Source organism: Mycobacterium sp., assembly GCF_032159775.1.
In the GTDB taxonomy this organism is placed as follows: Bacteria; Actinomycetota; Actinomycetes; order Mycobacteriales; family Mycobacteriaceae; genus Mycobacterium.
In genome coordinates this window covers 33,160-50,265 of the sequence record NZ_JAVHWK010000087.1, presented here as the reverse complement: position 1 = coordinate 50,265, position 17,106 = coordinate 33,160, and the positions used below count along the sequence as shown (strand labels likewise).

General features: G+C 66.7%; 19 protein-coding genes. 12 read left to right on the top strand and 7 right to left on the bottom strand.

Annotated features, from left to right (window positions below):
- Positions 1-549 (top strand): RibD family protein (locus tag QOJ24_RS09515; protein ID WP_526260739.1); only part of this gene is annotated, 549 nt, incomplete at its 5' end.
- Here the strand turns inward: QOJ24_RS09515 and QOJ24_RS09510 are convergent.
- The 3 genes from QOJ24_RS09510 to QOJ24_RS09500 all read right to left on the bottom strand — a co-directional run bounded on the left by QOJ24_RS09510 (position 530) and on the right by QOJ24_RS09500 (position 3,227).
- Positions 530-1,549 carry an ABC transporter ATP-binding protein gene (locus QOJ24_RS09510; RefSeq protein ID WP_526260738.1) on the bottom strand — a complete coding sequence of 340 codons (1,020 nt, stop codon included), beginning with the start codon at positions 1,547-1,549 and terminating at the stop codon, positions 530-532. The genes QOJ24_RS09515 and QOJ24_RS09510 overlap by 20 nt on opposite strands.
- A gap of 2 nt (positions 1,550-1,551) precedes the next feature.
- The gene (locus QOJ24_RS09505; protein ID WP_526260737.1) at positions 1,552-2,601 is read right to left on the bottom strand and encodes an ABC transporter permease; all 1,050 of its coding nucleotides are present in this window, start codon (positions 2,599-2,601) and stop codon (positions 1,552-1,554) included.
- A 65-nt stretch (positions 2,602-2,666) separates the two neighbouring features.
- Positions 2,667-3,227: a type 1 glutamine amidotransferase domain-containing protein gene (locus tag QOJ24_RS09500; RefSeq protein WP_526260736.1), complete on the bottom strand. Its 561-nt coding sequence runs from the start codon at positions 3,225-3,227 to the stop codon at positions 2,667-2,669.
- Between the two features lie 259 nt (positions 3,228-3,486).
- On the opposite strand from QOJ24_RS09500, the gene QOJ24_RS09495 reads away from it, so the two are divergent.
- Positions 3,487-3,642, top strand: a complete 156-nt coding sequence (locus QOJ24_RS09495; RefSeq protein WP_526260735.1) for a hypothetical protein — start codon at positions 3,487-3,489, stop codon at positions 3,640-3,642.
- Positions 3,643-3,646: 4 nt separating this feature from the next.
- Here the strand turns inward: QOJ24_RS09495 and QOJ24_RS09490 are convergent, their stop codons facing one another.
- On the bottom strand, positions 3,647-5,257 hold the full coding sequence (locus QOJ24_RS09490; protein WP_526260734.1) for an MFS transporter: 1,611 nt from the start codon (positions 5,255-5,257) through the stop codon (positions 3,647-3,649).
- A complete protein-coding gene (locus tag QOJ24_RS09485; protein WP_526260733.1) occupies positions 5,257-5,973 on the bottom strand; it encodes an LppX_LprAFG lipoprotein in 717 nt (238 codons plus the stop codon). The genes QOJ24_RS09490 and QOJ24_RS09485 overlap by 1 nt, the downstream gene beginning before the upstream one ends.
- Positions 5,974-6,013: 40 nt before the next feature.
- On the opposite strand from QOJ24_RS09485, the gene QOJ24_RS09480 reads away from it, so the two are divergent.
- The 6 genes from QOJ24_RS09480 to QOJ24_RS09455 all read left to right on the top strand — a co-directional run bounded on the left by QOJ24_RS09480 (position 6,014) and on the right by QOJ24_RS09455 (position 9,721).
- Positions 6,014-6,610, top strand: a complete 597-nt coding sequence (locus tag QOJ24_RS09480; protein WP_526260732.1) for a riboflavin synthase — start codon at positions 6,014-6,016, stop codon at positions 6,608-6,610.
- 151 nt (positions 6,611-6,761) lie between these two features.
- On the top strand, positions 6,762-7,070 hold the full coding sequence (locus tag QOJ24_RS09475) for a hypothetical protein (RefSeq protein WP_526260731.1): 309 nt from the start codon (positions 6,762-6,764) through the stop codon (positions 7,068-7,070).
- 76 nt (positions 7,071-7,146) lie between these two features.
- Entirely contained in the window at positions 7,147-7,407 is a 261-nt protein-coding gene (locus tag QOJ24_RS09470) for a hypothetical protein (protein ID WP_526260730.1), read from the top strand.
- 88 nt (positions 7,408-7,495) lie between these two features.
- Entirely contained in the window at positions 7,496-8,764 is a 1,269-nt protein-coding gene (locus QOJ24_RS09465; RefSeq protein WP_526260729.1) for a bifunctional 3,4-dihydroxy-2-butanone-4-phosphate synthase/GTP cyclohydrolase II, read from the top strand.
- A 22-nt stretch (positions 8,765-8,786) separates the two neighbouring features.
- The gene (gene ribH, locus QOJ24_RS09460) at positions 8,787-9,269 is read left to right on the top strand and encodes a 6,7-dimethyl-8-ribityllumazine synthase (protein ID WP_526260728.1); all 483 of its coding nucleotides are present in this window, start codon (positions 8,787-8,789) and stop codon (positions 9,267-9,269) included.
- On the top strand, positions 9,266-9,721 hold the full coding sequence (locus tag QOJ24_RS09455) for a PH domain-containing protein (RefSeq protein ID WP_526260727.1): 456 nt from the start codon (positions 9,266-9,268) through the stop codon (positions 9,719-9,721). Before ribH ends, QOJ24_RS09455 begins: the two co-directional genes overlap by 4 nt.
- Here QOJ24_RS09455 and QOJ24_RS09450 read toward each other — a convergent pair.
- Together QOJ24_RS09450 and QOJ24_RS09445 are read right to left on the bottom strand one after the other, a co-directional pair.
- Positions 9,708-10,175, bottom strand: coding sequence for a GNAT family N-acetyltransferase (locus QOJ24_RS09450; RefSeq protein ID WP_526260726.1), 468 nt, complete (start codon positions 10,173-10,175; stop codon positions 9,708-9,710). The two genes, QOJ24_RS09455 and QOJ24_RS09450, sit on opposite strands and share 14 nt — an antisense overlap.
- Positions 10,172-12,091, bottom strand: a complete 1,920-nt coding sequence (locus tag QOJ24_RS09445) for a gamma-glutamyltransferase family protein (protein WP_526260725.1) — start codon at positions 12,089-12,091, stop codon at positions 10,172-10,174. Before QOJ24_RS09445 ends, QOJ24_RS09450 begins: the two co-directional genes overlap by 4 nt.
- 53 nt (positions 12,092-12,144) lie before the next feature.
- Here QOJ24_RS09445 and uvrC point away from each other — a divergent pair, with 53 nt between their 5' ends.
- The 4 genes from uvrC to whiA are packed head-to-tail and all read left to right on the top strand — an operon-like array spanning position 12,145 to position 17,055.
- A complete protein-coding gene (uvrC, locus tag QOJ24_RS09440) occupies positions 12,145-14,127 on the top strand; it encodes an excinuclease ABC subunit UvrC (protein ID WP_526260724.1) in 1,983 nt (660 codons plus the stop codon).
- Positions 14,124-15,053, top strand: a complete 930-nt coding sequence (rapZ, locus tag QOJ24_RS09435; RefSeq protein WP_526260723.1) for an RNase adapter RapZ — start codon at positions 14,124-14,126, stop codon at positions 15,051-15,053. Before uvrC ends, rapZ begins: the two co-directional genes overlap by 4 nt.
- Positions 15,050-16,081 (top strand): gluconeogenesis factor YvcK family protein, encoded by a 1,032-nt coding sequence (locus QOJ24_RS09430; RefSeq protein WP_526260722.1) that lies wholly within the window; start codon positions 15,050-15,052, stop codon positions 16,079-16,081. The genes rapZ and QOJ24_RS09430 overlap by 4 nt, the downstream gene beginning before the upstream one ends.
- Positions 16,072-17,055, top strand: coding sequence for a DNA-binding protein WhiA (gene whiA / locus QOJ24_RS09425; protein ID WP_526260721.1), 984 nt, complete (start codon positions 16,072-16,074; stop codon positions 17,053-17,055). Before QOJ24_RS09430 ends, whiA begins: the two co-directional genes overlap by 10 nt.
- The last annotated feature ends 51 nt before the right edge of the window (positions 17,056-17,106 follow it).

Genomic DNA, 17,106 nt, shown 5'->3' with positions numbered 1-17,106 from the left:
TGGAAATTCGCCACAAGTGTCGACGGTCGCAGCGCGGCGGCCGACGGCAGCAGTCAGTGGATCACCAGTGCGGCCGCCCGCGCCGACGTGCACCGGCGTCGCGGGGCATGCGATGCGATCATCGTGGGCACCGGAACCGTGTTCATCGACGATCCGAAGCTGACGGCGCGGCTTCCCGACGGCAGCCTCGCCGACCGGCAACCGCTGCGCGTCGTGGTGGGGGAGCGCGAGATCTCGCCCGACGCCAACGTGCTGAATGACGACACCCGCACGATGGTGATTCGTACCAGGGATCCGCACGAGGTGATCAAGTCGCTGTCGGACCGCACCGACGTTCTCATCGAGGGCGGACCCACGCTCGCCGGCGCGTTTCTCAGGGCGGGGGTGATCGACCGAATTCTGGCCTACGTCGCGCCGATCCTGTTGGGCGGTCCGATAACCGCGATCGACGATGTCGGTGTGTTGTCCATCGCCCATGCACAACGCTGGCGGTTCGATGGGATCGAACCCATCGGCCCGGATGTCCTGCTCAGTCTGGTTCCGCAGTAGCAGGCTTGTCGCCCATGTCGAGTGGCCGGTGCTGGATCAGGTCACGAATCCCACCGGCGCCCAAGCGTTCCCGGAACGCGGCAACGGTGTAGCCGATGACCGTCGCGTCGCTGCGCGCGCGGGCCGTCGCTGAACGCGGCATGTGGAACAGCGGACCGAGCTCGCCGAAGTAGTCGCCGGGCTCTGCCACCCAGAGCAACTCCTCACCGCCCCCGGCCAACTCGCGCATGATCTCGACCTCACCCTCGGACACAACGTAGATGCAGTCGCCCATGGTGCCCTCTTCGAACAACACCTCGCCCGCCTCCAGCCGGGCCGTCGCCGGTGGCCGGTCCGATTCAGCGAAGTCCGGCACGAGCTCCACCACGCGATCGGCCAGCGGGAGAATCCGGCTGTCGTGGGTCGCGACGACGACCATCCGGTCCCCGGTCGCGAGCTCGCGGATCAGTCGCAGCACTTCCTCGACCTGAATGAAGTCGAGATGTGCGGTCGGCTCGTCGGCGACGATCAACGGAGGGTCCAACGCGATCGCCCGAGCCACCGCTACTCGCTGTTGCTGACCGCCGCTGAGATCGCTTGGCCGGTGCGTCGTCCGGTCCTCGAGCCCGACACGGGCGAGCAGCTGTTCGGCCTTCTCGCGCGCCGCGTGCCGGGACATACCCGCAGACCGCAGGGGCACCATCACGTTCTCCAGCGCGGTGAGGCTGGGCACCAGGTTGAACGCCTGGAACACGATGCCGACGGTTTCGCGACGGTACTTCGAGAGCGCCTTGGCGTCCAGCGATGTGACGTCGACATCGCCGAATTTGATGGCGCCAGAAGTCGGTTTCAGGATTCCGCCGAGACACGACAGCAGCGTGGTCTTGCCACAACCGCTGGGGCCCAACAGGATCACCAGTGATCCGGCGGCGACGTCGAGATTGAATCCGTCGAGCGGACGCACCGCGTACCCGCCGCTCGAGTACTCGACGACCAGGTCTTGAATGCTGAGATCGCCCATGCTCACGGACCTCCGAAGGCCATGGCCGGATCGACGGACACCGCGCGGTGCAGACCGGTACCGCTGGCGATCAGTCCGAAGACGACCGCGATCACCGGCAGGATGACATAGGCATAGCCGGGGACGATGACCTGCATGGGGAAGATCGGTCCGAGCAGCGCGGAGAGTACGACACCGACGACGACGGCCGACAGCGCCACCACGACCGCCTGCAGTGCCAGTCCCGCGGCAATGGAGCCCGTCGGGACACCGATCGCCTTGTACACCGCGAAGTCTCGCAGGCGTTCCAGCGCGGACAGGTAGATCACCGAACCCACGATCAGGGCCGCGACAACCCAGAGCAGGATTGCCACGATCGTGATGGAGTTGACCGCCACCTTCAGCGGCCGAAGCAGATCGGCGACCGCACCGTCGCGGTCGATGGCCTTGTAACCCGGCGGCACCTGGTCGAGCGTGCCCCGGATCCCGATCGATGCGACCAACGGTTGCCCGCCGTAAACCAGCTGTTGCGCACCCTGGGTCGTGAGGAAGATGTTGGGCAGGTTGGCAAGTGCCGTGGAGTTCTCCACGATTCCGACGATGCGAAGCCTGCGCGACGCGATCTGGATGTCCTCACCCTCGTTGCGGTCGAGCGTGCTCGACACCGCCGCCTCGTCGGGGGTCACCGGTGGACGGCCCTCCGACAGAACCGGCATGCCCGGGCCACGTTCCGGCGCACCGAACAGGTCGGCGTTGCGTGTCGCGTCGCCGAGTGTGACCGTGCCGCCTGCGTACACCAACGGGGCAGCCGCCTGCACGCCGGGGGAGCCCGCGATCCTGCCGAGATCGGTCGGCGCGAACGGCGTCGCCCCGACGAACGGCCCGGACGCACCGTCCTTGACAAGAAACACGTCGACGCCGAGCGAATCGACAGTGCGTAGCGCTTCGGCCCGAAACCCGTTGGCCAAACCAGTCAGCACGAGCGTCATCGCGAAGATGATGGCGGTGGACAGCACCGCGATGACGAAACGTCGTTTTCGCCACTGCATGTCGCGCATCGCGGCCAGCAGCATGAACCCGACGTTACCGACGGGCGGTCGGTTACGGGTGGGGTTTGAGTACGTCGGCCCCTGCGCGCTCAACGACCGGCCGCGAACGCGCCCACCATGGTTTCGCAGAACGCGGGAAGATCATCGGGCTTGCGGCTGGACACCAGGGTGTTGGGCCCACGAGAGCACACCACCACTTCTTCGTCGACCCAGTTGGCGCCGGCATTGAGCAGATCGGTGCGCAAAGTGGGCCAGGAGGTGATCATCCTGCCGCGCACCACGTCGGCGTCGATCATCGTCCACGCGGCGTGGCAGATCGCCGCAACGGGTCGGCCGGAGTCGAAGAAGCTTCTGGTGAAGTGGACCGCCGAGGCATTGCCGCGCAGGAAATCCGGATTCGCGACGCCGCCCGGCAGAACAAGCCCGTCATACTCGGACGCGGTGACGCTGTCGGCCGCCTTGTCCGCCTCGAATGTGTCTGCAGGGGTCAGGTGGTTGAACGCCTGAATTTTGCCGACTTCGGTGGATACCAGTTCAGGTGTGCCACCCGCCTCCTGCACGGCCTTCCACGGTTCGGTCAGTTCGACCTGTTCGGCTCCTTCGGGTGCCACCAGGAAAGCGATGCGCTTGCCCGCCAATGTCGTTGGCATTATTACCTCCTTCGCGTTGTGCCCAATGGCCGCGTACCCGGCGCACAGGGGGGTCAATCCGCACCGAGCGGCTGGCAGCCGTCCGGATGTTTGCCCGAACCGAGAAATGTGACGAAGACTACGGTGAACCGCCGACTGTCGTGGCGCCCGAATTGTCGGCCTGCGCCGGTAGACTCAAGCCTGCGCCGGGCATTAGGCCTGGCACATCGCGCTTTCACCGACGAGCTGCGCGCTGGTGAGCACGAACAAAGGAACGAGCGTGACTGCATTGCAGGACTGGCTCAACATTCGCCCATTCGACCCGAGACATCACGTGAAGGCTGTGATCTGTGCGCTGCGCGGCGATAGCGACGACGTCGCCTCCGACATCGACCCCGAGCACGTGTTGATCCGGCCGGGCATCGAGCGCTGCTGAGGCGTTAGTGCGGCGGTCGGTGCCTGCCACCAGATGGCGGCTGCGACGCGTCGATCATCACGGTCGGGGAGTCGTCACCATCCACGTCGGCGGTCTCGGCCGGTTCGTCGGCGTGCTCGTTGCGCCCGCTGATGAACAGCGCCAGGACCGCGCCGACGATGCAGACGATCGCGGTGATGCCGAACATCTCGCCGTATTGCATCGCGAACGCCGTCTTGTACTTGGCGGCTTCCGCTGCGAGCTTGGCGACCAGGTTGTCGGCCTTCTCGGCGGGCAGTGACTGCAGGATCTGGTTGAACCGGTACAGGCCCCACGCGCTGAGGGCGGCGATGCCCACCAGCATGCCGATCATCCGTGCCACCACCACTGCGGCCGATGCGATGCCGTGCTGGACGGCAGGCACCACCCGCAGGGTCGCCGACGTCAGCGGGCCGATTACCAGGCCGAGGCCGAGGCCGGCGATCGCCAGGTCGGTATCGAGCACCGGTAGCGAGACGAATCCCAAGTCGTGGCGGGCAGCGAGCAGGTCGACGGGCCACTGTGCGATCAGGTAGTAGCCGCCTGCGGCGATCAGCAGACCGAGACAAGCCACCGCGCGGTCGCCGATCCTGGTGGCGATCCAGCCGCCGAGAAGGGCGCCGATGGGCAGCGCGATCAGGAAGCGCAGCAGCAGGAACGCCGCCTCGTTCTGGTCTTGGCCGAGCACGCCCTGGCCGAACAGCTCGACGTTCACCAGGGTCACCATCAGCGCAGCGCCTGCGGTCAGAGATGCGCCGAGGGCGGCAAGAAACGGGCGGAAGTGAACGCCTGCGGGTTCGATGAGCCGGGTCTTGGCGAAGCGTTCCCAGACGAAGAACGCCACCGCTGCGACCAGTGCCCCGATCAGCAGTGGCGGGCCGTAGGACGGCAGCACCTGCTTGCCGTCCGGCGCGGGGTTGTACATGCCGACCACGATGAGCCCGAGCGTGACCGCCAGCAGCAGCCCGCCCGCGAGGTCGACCTTTTCCGGGTGATCGCTGCGCATCCGATTCGGCAGGCTGAAATGGATCATCACCATCGCGATCACCGCCAGCGGCACGTTAACCCAGAACACGGCCTGCCAGTGGTGAAACAGAAACACCATCGCGATGCCGTACATCGGACCGAGAACGCTGCCCAGCTCCTGTGCGGCGCCGATGCCGCCGAGCACACCGGCGCGGTTGCGGGCCGCCCACAGGTCGGCCGCCAACGCCAACGTCACCGGAAGCAGGGCGCCGCTTGCCGCGCCCTGGATGACTCGTCCCACGACGAGGATCGTCAGGTCCGTCGACAGCGCGGTCACGACCGAGCCGATCGCGAAGCCCGCGAGGCTGACTTGGAGCAGCATCTTGCGGCCGAACCGGTCCGACGCGCGACCCAGCAGCGGCATCGCGGCGATGTAGCCGAGCAGATAGCCCGTGACGATCGGTGTGACGCGTTGGATCTGATTGATCGCGATCCCGACGTCGGACATGATGTCGCGGATGATCGTGACCACGACGTATGTGTCGAGGGCGCCGAGAAGCACCGCGAGTGCGCCCGCGCTGATCGCGATCCGGCGGCTCCGGCTCGAATCCACCGGCGCTGCGGCGGTCATCAAACGGCAGGCTTGGTCACGGTGACTGGCTTGTCCCAATCAGAGAGCGTCATCTGAACGCTGCTGCCCGAAGAGGGCTCCAACTTGGCCTGCACCAACTTGTGGTCGCCGTCCTTCTCGATCCACGCCGTGCCGGGGACCGGCCCAGTGGCGGCGATCGGCGGCGCGATCTTGTTCACCGCATCGGCGCTGACCTTGCCGGTCACCTTCACCGTCTCGATGCCGTTGATGGTCTCTGTGCTCTCGGACTTCGGGTCGCTGAAGCTGGCGAGGACGTTGGCCAGACCGGTGTCCGGGTTCAGGATGGCGGCGATGTCGTAGACGTCGGCGGCCGGGCCCAGGTTGATGTAGGTGTCACCGGAGAGTGCGACATAAAGGGTCGATTCGATGACGACGAAGTTCGCGTCCACGTCACTGCCCTGGAAGAGCAGCTTCGCGTTGCCCGCGGCGGCGACGGCGGGGACGTTGGTCAGGTCGCCGGTAAGTGTCTTGATGGGCAGGTCCTTGATCTCGCCTTCCACCGACAGGTCGAGGTGAACGCTCTTGAGCGCACGCGTTGCGGTGTTGGAGTCCTTGAGCAGGGTCGCGGCGTCGGGCAGCGAATCGGAGGACTTATCCGACGAGGACGAACAACCTGAAATAAGTACTAAAGCCGCGAAAAGTGCGGTGAGGATTGGCCAAAGAGATCGGACTGCGTTTTTTGGGCGCGTCTGCATGAGTGCATCGTAGAGGGTGGCGCTGCGTACCCTGATTTGCGTGTTCACCGGAATCATCGAAGAGCTTGGCGAAGTCGTCGGCAAACAAGACCTCGCCGATGCGGCGCGGTTCGTCATCCGCGGACCCGTCGTCACCGCGGACGCCGGGCACGGCGACTCCATCTCGGTCAACGGCGTCTGCTTGACGGTGGTGGAGGTGCAGGCAGACGGCCAATTCACCGCCGATGTGATGAAGGAGACGCTGGACCGGTCCAGCCTCAGCGGTGTTGGCGTCGGCAGCCACGTGAACCTCGAACGGGCCGCGGCGCTGAACAGCCGGCTGGGCGGACACATCGTGCAGGGCCACGTGGATGGCACCGGACATGTGATTGCGCGCACACCTTCCGAGCACTGGGAGGTGGTGCGAATTGCGCTGCCTACCGCGCTATCGCGCTATGTCGTCGAGAAGGGTTCGATCACCGTCGACGGCGTCTCGCTGACCGTTTCGCGCCTCGGCCACGACTGGTTCGAGGTGTCGCTGATCCCCACCACGCTGCAGATGACCACCCTGGGCCGGGCGACCGTCGGCGCCGACGTCAATCTCGAGGTCGACGTCATCGCCAAATATGTCGAGCGGTTGATGTCGCGCGACAGTTAGTGAATCGGTCAGCTCCCTCCGGGTCGACTGTGCGGTTTCGCACGACTTTCCGGCGCGTCGTGAATGAATCCGCAAAGTCGTTTCGCCGTTCCTCCAGGAGGGCACACCTCACGCACCAAGCGCGTCGAGTCCACAGGGGAAAGTGCGGCAGATGATTGCTCTAGCGGTGGTGTTGCTGATATCGGCCGTGGTGATGATCGTGCTCGGCCTGATTCTCTATGGAAACGGTGTCGGCGCCGTGCCCGACGACGTGGGCCGCGACCCGGTGGCTGCCCGACGTGGCTTGACGCGCATCTCCTGGAGTGAGTTGTTCGCACGCATGAGAACCTCGACTCGCGGGATGACCGACAAGGAGGCCGGCCGGGAGCAGAAGTTGACGGCGCTCGGGTCATTTCTTGTCATGGTCGGCCTCATCGTGCTCGTTTTGGCTGTGTTGGCCGTCATTGCCGGCTTAGCCTAATCGGCGAATCGCCGCCGCCCGGGATTCCCGGGCGCGATAATGGCGCCGGGCCGGGTCGACCAGAAGGAACCATGTGATGAAGAAGCTGGCAGCAGCACTATTGGTAGCCGGAGCGGCCGCGGTTGCCCCGATCGCCATAGCCCCGGTGGCGCAGGCCGACATCTGCGCGGGCGCCCATGGACGCCATGTCGGTGTGGGCGGCTGTACGAATGTCGTCGGTGATGTGGCCACCGGCGCGGCGATCGCGGCCGCCGACAATCCGTACGTTATGGGCGAGGTGCCCTGTTACACCGTCGAGGGTGTGCCGTACTACACGCCGCCCGGCGATCCCTGCTGACCCAGGCGAGCAATAATCGCCACTTCGTCGTGGTTCATACTGAACAGGGCGACGATGGTTCCGGCCGGAACCGGCAAGGGTGGCAAGAATGACGAGGTTGGACTCCGTCGAACGGGCGGTTGCCGACATCGCGGCGGGTAAAGCAGTCGTCGTCGTTGACGACGAGGACCGTGAGAATGAGGGCGACCTCATCTTCGCCGCGGAGAAGGCCACCCCCGAGCTCGTCGCGTTCATGGTCCGCTATACCTCAGGTTATCTGTGCGTACCTCTCGACGGCGCCGTCTGCGACAAGCTCGGGCTGCTTCCGATGTATGCGGTGAACCAGGACAAACACGGCACCGCCTACACCGTCACGGTGGACGCGAAAGAGGGTGTCGGCACCGGAATCTCGGCATCCGACCGCGCCACCACCATGCGGCTGCTGGCCGACCCGACCAGCGTTGCCGAGCAATTCACCCGACCGGGTCACGTCGTTCCGTTGCGGGCCAAGGACGGCGGGGTGCTCCGGCGGCCCGGTCACACCGAGGCCGCCGTCGATCTCGCCAGGATGGCCGGACTGCAACCAGCGGGCGCCATCTGCGAGATCGTCAGCCAGAAGGACGAGGGCGCGATGGCGCAGACCGACGAGCTTCGGGTCTTCGCCGACGAGCACAACCTCTCGATGATCTCGATCGCCGACCTCATCGAGTGGCGCCGCAAGCACGAGAAGCACATCGAACGGGTCGCCGAGGCGCGCATCCCGACGCGGCACGGCGAGTTCCGCGCCGTCGGCTACACCAGCATCTACGAGGACGTCGAGCATGTCGCCCTGGTCAGGGGCGATATCGCCGGGCCGCACGCCGACGGCCATGACGTGCTGGTCCGAGTGCACTCCGAGTGCCTGACCGGTGACGTGTTCGGATCCCGCCGCTGCGACTGCGGCCCGCAACTGGACGCCGCCCTGGCGATGGTGGCCAGGGAGGACAGGGGCGTGGTGCTGTACATGCGGGGCCACGAGGGTCGCGGCATCGGGCTGATGCACAAGCTGCAGGCTTACCAGTTGCAGGACGCCGGCGACGACACCGTCGATGCCAACCTCAAGCTCGGCCTGCCCGCCGATGCCCGCGACTACGGCATCGGCGCGCAGATCCTCGTCGATCTGGGCGTGCGGTCGATGCGCCTGCTGACGAACAACCCGGCCAAGCGGGTCGGGCTGGACGGCTATGGGCTTCACATCATCGAGCGTGTTCCGCTGCCGGTGCGTGCCAACGCCGAGAACATCCGCTATCTGATGACCAAGCGCGACCGTATGGGCCACGACCTGAGCGGACTCGAGGACTACGACGAGTTGCCAGGCGAATTCGGCGGCGCACTGTGAGCAGCCGGAGCGGAGCGCGAAATTGAGCGGAGGCGCGGGAGTTCCCGAGCTGCCACAGCTCGATGCGTCTGATCTGACGTTGGCGATCGTGGCGAGCACGTGGCACGAGACCGTCTGCGATGCGCTGCTCGACGGTGCTCGCAAGGTGGCCGCCGACGCGGGCATCGATGAGCCGACGGTGGTGCGGGTGCTTGGCGCGATCGAGATTCCGGTTGTGGCCCAGGCGCTGGCCGCCAGGCACGACGCCGTCGTCGCCCTCGGTGTGGTGATCCGCGGCGAGACACCGCATTTCGATTACGTGTGCGATGCGGTGACCCAGGGCCTGACCCGGGTGTCGCTCGATTCGTCGACTCCGGTAGCAAACGGCGTGCTGACCACCAACACGGAAGAGCAGGCGCTGGCAAGGGCGGGCCTGCCCGACTCGACTGAGGACAAAGGTGCGCAGGCCGCCGCCGCGGCGTTGTCCACCGCGCTGACGCTGCGCGATCTGCGCAAGCGGACATGAGTAGCGACTGGGACCTCGAGGTACGGCCGCACCTGACACCGTATTTCGCGTACGGCGCGGCTGCTGTGATCCTGGCCGCTCACGTGACCGTTGGTGTACTGCTGAAGATCTCGTCAACCGGCGTCATCTTCCAGACCGCTGACCAGGTGGCGATCGCGCTGCTCGGAGCCGTCATCGCCTGCGCGGTACTGCTGTTCGCCCGGCCGCGGTTGCGCATCGGCGGCCCCGGGGTCGAGGTGCGAAACCTGTTCGGCGACCGGCTGATTCCGTGGTCGGGGGTCGTCGGGCTGACGTTTCCGCCCGGCGCGAGGTGGGCTCGCGTCGACCTGCCCGACGACGAGTACATTCCGGTGATGGCGATCCAGGCCGTCGACAAGGAGCGTGCCGTCGAGGCGATGGACAATGTGCGCGGGCTCATCGCCCGCTACCGGCCCGACCTCACCGCACACTGAGCGACATCGGGACTTCGTTACGGGCGTTGGCGCCGTTTCCCGGCACCGGGGTGAAGCCGAGGCTTTCGTACACCGCTCTGGCGACGGTGTTGTCCACCGCCACCCTGAGGGTGACGAGGCGGGCCTGCCGATCGCGCGCCCAGTCGACCGCAGCGGCGACGAGGGGTCGGGCCAGCCCATGTCCACGGGCCGCCGGATCGAGCCAAAGCGAGTAGAGGTACACGGTTTCGGCGTTCTCCTGCTGCGCACCGATCAGGCCGACCGGACGCTCGTTCAGCAGAGCGGCGAACTGTGCGTGGTCGCGTAACCGCCTGCGCCACTGGGCGGCCGTGAAGGTGGATTCCTGGCGGTACTGAGGGTCGTCGCCACCCAGGGAGTCCGTCAGCGCGCGCAGTCGGACGGTCGCGAACAGTCGCCAGTCCGATTCCGTCAGTCTGGTGACCCGCGCGGTCACCGAGGGTCGCCCATCACCAGCCCCTCGCGGCGCGGGTCCGCCCCGCCGGTCCATCCCGGGGAGCCGCGCACGATCGCCGACAAACCACTGGACTGGTCGGCGAGATCGACCTGGTGGCCGAGCTTGCGCAGACCCTGCACCAGCGGATCGTGGTCGCCATTGTCGGTCGGGTCGATGTTGGGGTGTTCGCCGCCGGCATTCGTCTTCGGCGTGTTGGCCGCGCCGAAATCCACCATGCCCACCGCCTGCTGTGGGTCCATACCCCAATCGATGATTCCCACAACGGTTTTCACGACGAACTGGATGATCACCGCTCCGCCTGGAGAGCCCAGCGTCGCGAACAACGGCCCGCGGCCTGCTCCGGATTTCTCGAAGATCAGGGTAGGCGCCATCGTGCTCCGGGGTCGCTTACCCGGCTCGACCCGGTTGGGCACCGGCATCCCGTCGGGGCCGACAGGCTCGGCGGAGAAATCGGTCAGCTGGTTGTTCAGGATGAAGCCGTCGACCATGTGGAACGAGCCGAACTGCGACTCGACGGTGGTGGTCAGTGCGGCTGCGTTGCCCTGCGAGTCGACGACGCTGACCTGGCTGGTGCCGTGCTCGGGGACGGGCGCCGGTGTTGACGGGGACGCCCCGAATTCACCGGGCTTCGCGGTGCCCATGCTGCGCTGCTCGGAGATGAGTGCGGCCCGCTGCGCCAGGTAGGCGCTGTTCAACAACGTGTTCGGGGTTCCACCCGGCAGCGGCACGAAATCCGTGTCGGCGACGTACTTGTCGCGGTCGGCGTATGCAAGCCGCTCGGCTTCCGAGATCAGGTGCACGCCCATCACGGAGGGCTTCCCGCCGTTGCGGTCCATGTCGGTGGGTTGGTGCTCGTTCATCGGGAAGTGCTCGAGGATGCCCAGAGTGGCAGCCACGGCGATGCCGCCGGACGAGGGTGGCGGCATACCGCAGATCTCCTTGCCGCGGTACGGCATACAGATGGGTTCGCGAACCTTGGCGGCGTAGCCGGCCAGGTCTTCGGTCGTCATCAGGCTGGGCGTGCGCCCGCCGGAGGTATCGGCTGCGGCGGCGACGATTGCCTTGGCGATATCGCCGGTGTAGAACGACTCCGGGTCGGATGCGACGACACCCAACGTCTTCGCGTACGCAGGGTTGGTGAGTTTGGTATCGGCGGTCTTGGGACTGCCGTCGGAATTGAGAAAGTATGCGGCGGCTTGCGGATCGGCCTTCAACTTCGACGCGGCGTCGGCGATCGCAGACGCCAGCCGTGGGCTGATGTCGAAGCCGTCGTCGGCGAGCGTCACGGCAGGAGCGAAGAGATCGCGCCAGGCGGTCTTGCCGTGCTGCTGGTGGACGTCCATCAACATCCGAAGGATGCCCGGCACCCCGATCGAGCGCCCGGACCCGCGCGTGTCGGGCTTGGGCTGGGTGCGGTCAGTGTCGGAGATCCAGCGCAGATAGTTCTCGCTCGCCGCGGCAGGAGCGGTCTCCCTGCCGTCGTAGGCCTGCACGGAGTTGGCCGCGGCGTCGTAGTAGAGCAGGAACCCACCGCCGCCGATCCCGGACGACTGCGGCTCGACCAGGCCCAGCACCGCCTGCGCGGTGACCAGGGCGTCGGCAGCCGTCCCACCGCCCTTGAGCACCTCGCACGCCTTCTGTGTGGCCAGCGGGTTGGCCGTCGCGACCGCATAGTGGGCCGTGGTCACGGCCGTCATGTCCTTGCGGTACCCGGTGGCGACCTCGGGTTGTGAACCGGCGGCCGCTGAGGTCCCGGCCGCAGGCGTGCCGTTCTCGACGATCGCGCAGGGGCCTGCCGCCGAAGGCGGCGGACTTTCCTCCGCGCCACATCCGGCCAGCACCAACATGACCCCCGCCAGCGGGGCCGTGAGCTTTCGAAACGACGGGGTCCGCATCACTCGACGGTAGATCATCGGATGAGTCCGACACCGGCAGTAACCTGGAATCCGTGCCCGATCCCGCGACGTACCGACCGGCGCCCGGGTCGATCCCCATCGAGCCGGGTGTTTACCGGTTCCGCGATCCGCACGGCCGCGTCATCTATGTGGGCAAGGCCAAGAGCCTGCGCAGCCGGCTGAACTCCTACTTCGCCGATATCTCCGGTTTGGCTCCGCGCACGCGCCAGATGGTGATGGCCGCGGGCAGCGTCGAGTGGACGGTGGTGAGCACCGAGGTCGAGGCGCTGCAGCTGGAGTACAACTGGATCAAGGAGTTCGACCCGCGGTTCAACATCCGATACCGCGACGACAAGTCCTATCCGGTGCTGGCGGTCACGCTCAACGAGGAATATCCGCGCTTGATGGTGTACCGGGGGCCACGCCGCAAGGGAGTTCGCTATTTCGGGCCCTACTCGCACGCCTGGGCAATCCGTGAGACGCTCGATCTGCTCACCCGGGTGTTTCCCGCCCGAACGTGTTCAGCGGGAGTCTTCAAGCGGCACAAGCAAATCGACCGGCCATGTCTGTTGGGGTACATCGACAAGTGCTCGGCGCCATGCATAGGGCGGGTGTCTGCAGAAGAGCACCGCAGGATCGTCATCGATTTCTGCGACTTCCTGTCCGGTAAGACCGACCGGTTGGCGCGAGACATGGAACGCGAAATGACCGCGGCTGCCCAGCAACTCGACTTCGAGCGCGCGGCCCGACTGCGGGACAACATCTCCGCGCTCAAACGCGCACTGGAGAAGCAGACCGTGGTGTTCGGTGACGGTACCGACGCAGACGTGGTGGCCTTCGCCGACGACGAACTCGAGGCGGCCGTGCAGGTGTTCCATGTGCGCGGCGGGCGGGTGCGCGGTCAGCGCGGCTGGATTGTCGAGAAGACCGGTGATCCGCAGGATTCCGGTCAGAGTCACCTGGTGGAGCAGTTCCTCACTCAGTTCTACGGGGACCAGGCCGAGTTGGACGGCGCTGCCGACGAGTCGACCAACCCGGTGCCGCGTCAGATCCTGGTTCCGGTTCTGCCGCCCAACTCCGGTGAGCTGGAAACGTGGCTGTGCGGTCTGCGCGGGTCGCGGGTGGCGTTGAGGGTGCCGATGCGCGGTGACAAGCGGGCGCTGGCCGAAACGGTCAAACGCAACGCGCAAGATGCGCTGACACAGCACAAACTGAAGCGCGCCGGTGATTTCACTGCGAGATCTGCTGCACTGCAGAGCATTCAGGACGCTCTCGGCCTGGCGGACGCACCGTTGCGCATCGAATGCGTCGACATCAGCCACGTCCAGGGCACCGATGTGGTGGCATCACTCGTGGTGTTCGAGGACGGTCTCCCGCGCAAGTCCGACTATCGCCACTACGCGATCCGGGAGGCGGCGGGCGGCGGCCGGTCAGATGACGTGGCTTCCATCGCCGAGGTGACGCGGCGCCGGTTCGCGAGGCACGTGTCCGACCTTCAGAACGCCAGTGTGTTTACGGCGGAAGGAAAATCGCGCCGGTTCGCCTATCCGCCGAACCTTTATGTGGTCGACGGTGGCGCCCCACAGGTCAACGCGGCGGCGGCGGTCCTCGACGAGCTCGGGGTCTCCGATGTGGCCGTCATCGGCCTGGCCAAGCGGCTGGAAGAGGTATGGGTGCCGTCGGAGCCCGACCCGGTGATCATGCCGCGCAACAGCGAAGGACTCTTCCTGCTGCAGCGGGTGCGCGACGAAGCGCACCGGTTCGCGATCACCTATCACCGCAGCAAGCGGTCCAAACGGATGACCGCCTCGGCGCTGGACTCGGTGCCGGGGCTGGGAGAGCATCGGCGAAAGGCGCTGGTCACGCACTTCGGGTCGGTGGCGAGGCTCAAGCAGGCCAGCGTCGAGGAGATCACCTCGGTGCCCGGTATCGGTGCCACGACGGCGAAGGCGGTGCTCGAAACGCTCGGCGTAGCCGCTGATTCGTCAGCGCCCGCCCCGGTTATCGGCGATGATCAGAGCAGGGCATCGGGATGACGGATCAAAGCACAGGCGACGAGTTGCGGGAGCAGGACGCTTCCCGCGACACGGGCACGGAATCGGGGATCGACGTCGTCCTGGTGACCGGGCTCTCCGGGGCGGGTCGCGGCACGGCGGCCAAGGTGCTCGAGGACCTCGGTTGGTACGTGGCCGACAACCTGCCGCCCGAGCTCATCGCCCGCATGGTCGACCTCGGGTTGGCCGCGGGCTCGCGAATCACCCAGCTGGCCGTGGTGATGGACGTCCGGTCGCGTGGCTTCACCGGCGACTTGGATTGGGTGCGTAAGGATCTGGCTACCCGCGGCATCACACCGAGGGTGTTGTTTCTGGAGGCGTCCGACGACATTCTGGTGCGCCGCTACGAACAGAACCGTCGCAGTCACCCGCTGCAGGGCAACCAGACCCTCGCCGAGGGTATCGCCGCCGAGCGCGCCATGTTGGCGCCGGTACGGGCGACTGCGGACCTGATGATCGACACCTCGACGCTGTCCGTTCCCGCTTTGCGTGAAACCATCGAGGGAGCATTCGGCGGTGAGACCGTCGCCTACACCAGCGTGACCGTGGAGTCGTTCGGGTACAAGTATGGGCTGCCGATGGACGCGGACACCGTTATGGACGTCCGGTTCCTGCCCAACCCGCACTGGGTCGACGAGCTGAGGCGGCACACCGGTCAGCATCCCGCCGTGCGTGAGTATGTGCTTGGACAGCCGGGGGCCGCAGAGTTTCTCGACACCTACCATCGACTGCTGGACCTCGTGATCGAGGGATATCGACGGGAGGGAAAGCGCTACATGACCGTTGCCATCGGCTGCACGGGCGGCAAGCATCGAAGCGTTGCGATGGCCGAGGCACTTGCGGGACGACTGCAGGGCGGTGACCAACTCAGCGTGCGGGTGCTGCACCGGGATCTGGGCCGCGAATGAGCTCACGCATCGTCGCGCTGGGCGGCGGCCACGGGCTGTACGCCACGCTATCGGCCGCGCGCAGACTCACCCCTCACGTCACCGCCGTAGTCACGGTCGCCGACGACGGCGGCTCATCTGGCCGACTGCGCAGCGAGCTTGACGTCGTGCCGCCCGGCGATCTGCGAATGGCGTTGGCGGCGTTGGCATCCGACAGTCCGCACGGCCGGCTGTGGGCGACCATCCTTCAGCACAGGTTCGGCGGAAGTGGCGCGCTGGCCGGGCATCCCATCGGCAACCTGCTACTGGCCGGACTCAACGAGGTTCTTGCGGATCCCGTTGCGGCGCTTGATGAACTGGCCCGGATCCTCGGCGTCAAGGGCCGGGTGCTGCCAATGTGCCCGATCGCGTTGCAGATCGAGGCGGACGTGGCCGGTCTGGAGTCGGATCCGAGGATGAGCCGTGTGATCCGCGGCCAGGTGGCGATCGCGACCACGCCGGGCAAGGTCCGACGGGTGCGGCTGCTGCCCAGCGATCCGCCCGCCACCCGGCAGGCCGTGGACGCCATCATGAGTGCCGATCTGATCGTGCTCGGGCCCGGCTCCTGGTTCACCAGTGTCATCCCGCATGTCCTGGTGCCGGAGCTGGCCTCGGCGCTGAAGGCCACCTCGGCGCGGCGCGCGCTGGTGCTCAACCTGGCCGCCGAGCCGGGGGAGACCGCCGGGTTCTCCGTCGAGCGGCACATCCATGTGTTGGCCCAGCATGCGCCGGGATTCATGGTTGACGAGATCATCGTCGACGCAGCTCGGGTGCCCAGCGAGCGCGAACGGGAGCAGCTGAGCCGGACCGCGACCATATTGGGTGCTGGAGTTCAGTTTGCTGAGGTGTCCAGACCTGGTACACCTTTACATGACCCGGCGAGGTTGGCCGCGGCGTTGGAGGGGGTTCGCTTGCGTGGATTGGAACCTGGCGGGAACCCTCGGCAGCCCGCAGTTCCCACACCCGCCCGGACAGTTGACGGACCGAGAGGTGACGACCCGTGGCGATGACAGCCGAGGTCAAGGACGAGTTGAGCCGGCTTGTCGTCAATTCGGTCAGTGCGCGCCGTGCCGAGGTGGCCTCGTTGCTGCGGTTCGCAGGCGGCCTGCACATCGTGTCGGGCCGCGTCGTGGTCGAAGCCGAAGTGGATCTCGGCATCATCGCGCGCAGGCTCCGCAAGGACATCTTCGATCTGTACGGATATAACGCGGTGGTTCACGTGTTGTCCGCCAGCGGGATTCGCAAGAGCACCCGGTACGTGGTGCGCGTCGCCAAGGACGGCGAGGCGCTGGCGCGCCAGACCGGGCTGCTCGACCTTCGTGGTCGTCCGGTGCGTGGACTGCCCGCACAGGTCGTCGGCGGCAGTGTGGCCGACGCTGAGGCCGCCTGGCGGGGCGCGTTCCTGGCGCACGGCTCGCTGACTGAGCCCGGCCGGTCGTCCGCGCTCGAGGTCAGCTGTCCCGGCCCCGAGGCGGCGCTGGCACTGGTGGGCGCCGCGCGACGGCTCGGTGTCAGTGCCAAGGCCCGCGAGGTCCGTGGCGCCGATCGCGTGGTCGTTCGCGACGGGGAAGCCATCGGCGCGTTGCTGACCAGGATGGGCGCCCAGGACACCAGGCTGACGTGGGAAGAGCGTCGGATGCGGCGCGAGGTACGGGCCACAGCCAATCGGCTGGCCAACTTCGACGACGCGAACCTGCGGCGGTCGGCGAGAGCCGCGGTGGCTGCGGCCGCCCGTGTCGAACGGGCGCTGGATATTCTGGGCGACACGGTGCCGGATCACCTGGCCGCTGCGGGCAAGCTGCGCGTCGAACATCGCCAGGCGTCATTGGAGGAACTCGGCAGGCTGGCCGATCCGGTGATGACGAAAGACGCTGTCGCGGGCCGAATCCGGCGGCTGCTGTCGATGGCCGACCGTAAAGCCAAGCACGACGGCATCCCCGACACCGAGTCGGCTGTCACCCCGGATCTGCTCGACGACGCCTAGCACGCGCTGGAAATTGCACTGAGGGTCGTTATTTCCCGCTGAGCACGACCA

What these genes read in the sequence shown, in the direction of transcription:
- QOJ24_RS09510 (WP_526260738.1), bottom strand. Translation starts at nt 1,549, where the DNA reads ATGGGCGATCTCAGCATTCAAGACCTGGTCGTCGAGTACTCGAGCGGC.
- QOJ24_RS09505 (WP_526260737.1), bottom strand. Translation starts at nt 2,601, where the DNA reads ATGCTGCTGGCCGCGATGCGCGACATGCAGTGGCGAAAACGACGTTTC.
- QOJ24_RS09500 (WP_526260736.1), bottom strand. Translation starts at nt 3,227, where the DNA reads ATGCCAACGACATTGGCGGGCAAGCGCATCGCTTTCCTGGTGGCACCC.
- QOJ24_RS09490 (WP_526260734.1), bottom strand. Translation starts at nt 5,257, where the DNA reads ATGACCGCCGCAGCGCCGGTGGATTCGAGCCGGAGCCGCCGGATCGCG.
- QOJ24_RS09485 (WP_526260733.1), bottom strand. Translation starts at nt 5,973, where the DNA reads ATGCAGACGCGCCCAAAAAACGCAGTCCGATCTCTTTGGCCAATCCTC.
- QOJ24_RS09475 (WP_526260731.1), top strand. Translation starts at nt 6,762, where the DNA reads ATGATTGCTCTAGCGGTGGTGTTGCTGATATCGGCCGTGGTGATGATC.
- QOJ24_RS09470 (WP_526260730.1), top strand. Translation starts at nt 7,147, where the DNA reads ATGAAGAAGCTGGCAGCAGCACTATTGGTAGCCGGAGCGGCCGCGGTT.
- QOJ24_RS09465 (WP_526260729.1), top strand. Translation starts at nt 7,496, where the DNA reads ATGACGAGGTTGGACTCCGTCGAACGGGCGGTTGCCGACATCGCGGCG.
- QOJ24_RS09455 (WP_526260727.1), top strand. Translation starts at nt 9,266, where the DNA reads ATGAGTAGCGACTGGGACCTCGAGGTACGGCCGCACCTGACACCGTAT.
- QOJ24_RS09445 (WP_526260725.1), bottom strand. Translation starts at nt 12,091, where the DNA reads ATGCGGACCCCGTCGTTTCGAAAGCTCACGGCCCCGCTGGCGGGGGTC.
- rapZ (WP_526260723.1), top strand. Translation starts at nt 14,124, where the DNA reads ATGACGGATCAAAGCACAGGCGACGAGTTGCGGGAGCAGGACGCTTCC.
- QOJ24_RS09430 (WP_526260722.1), top strand. Translation starts at nt 15,050, where the DNA reads ATGAGCTCACGCATCGTCGCGCTGGGCGGCGGCCACGGGCTGTACGCC.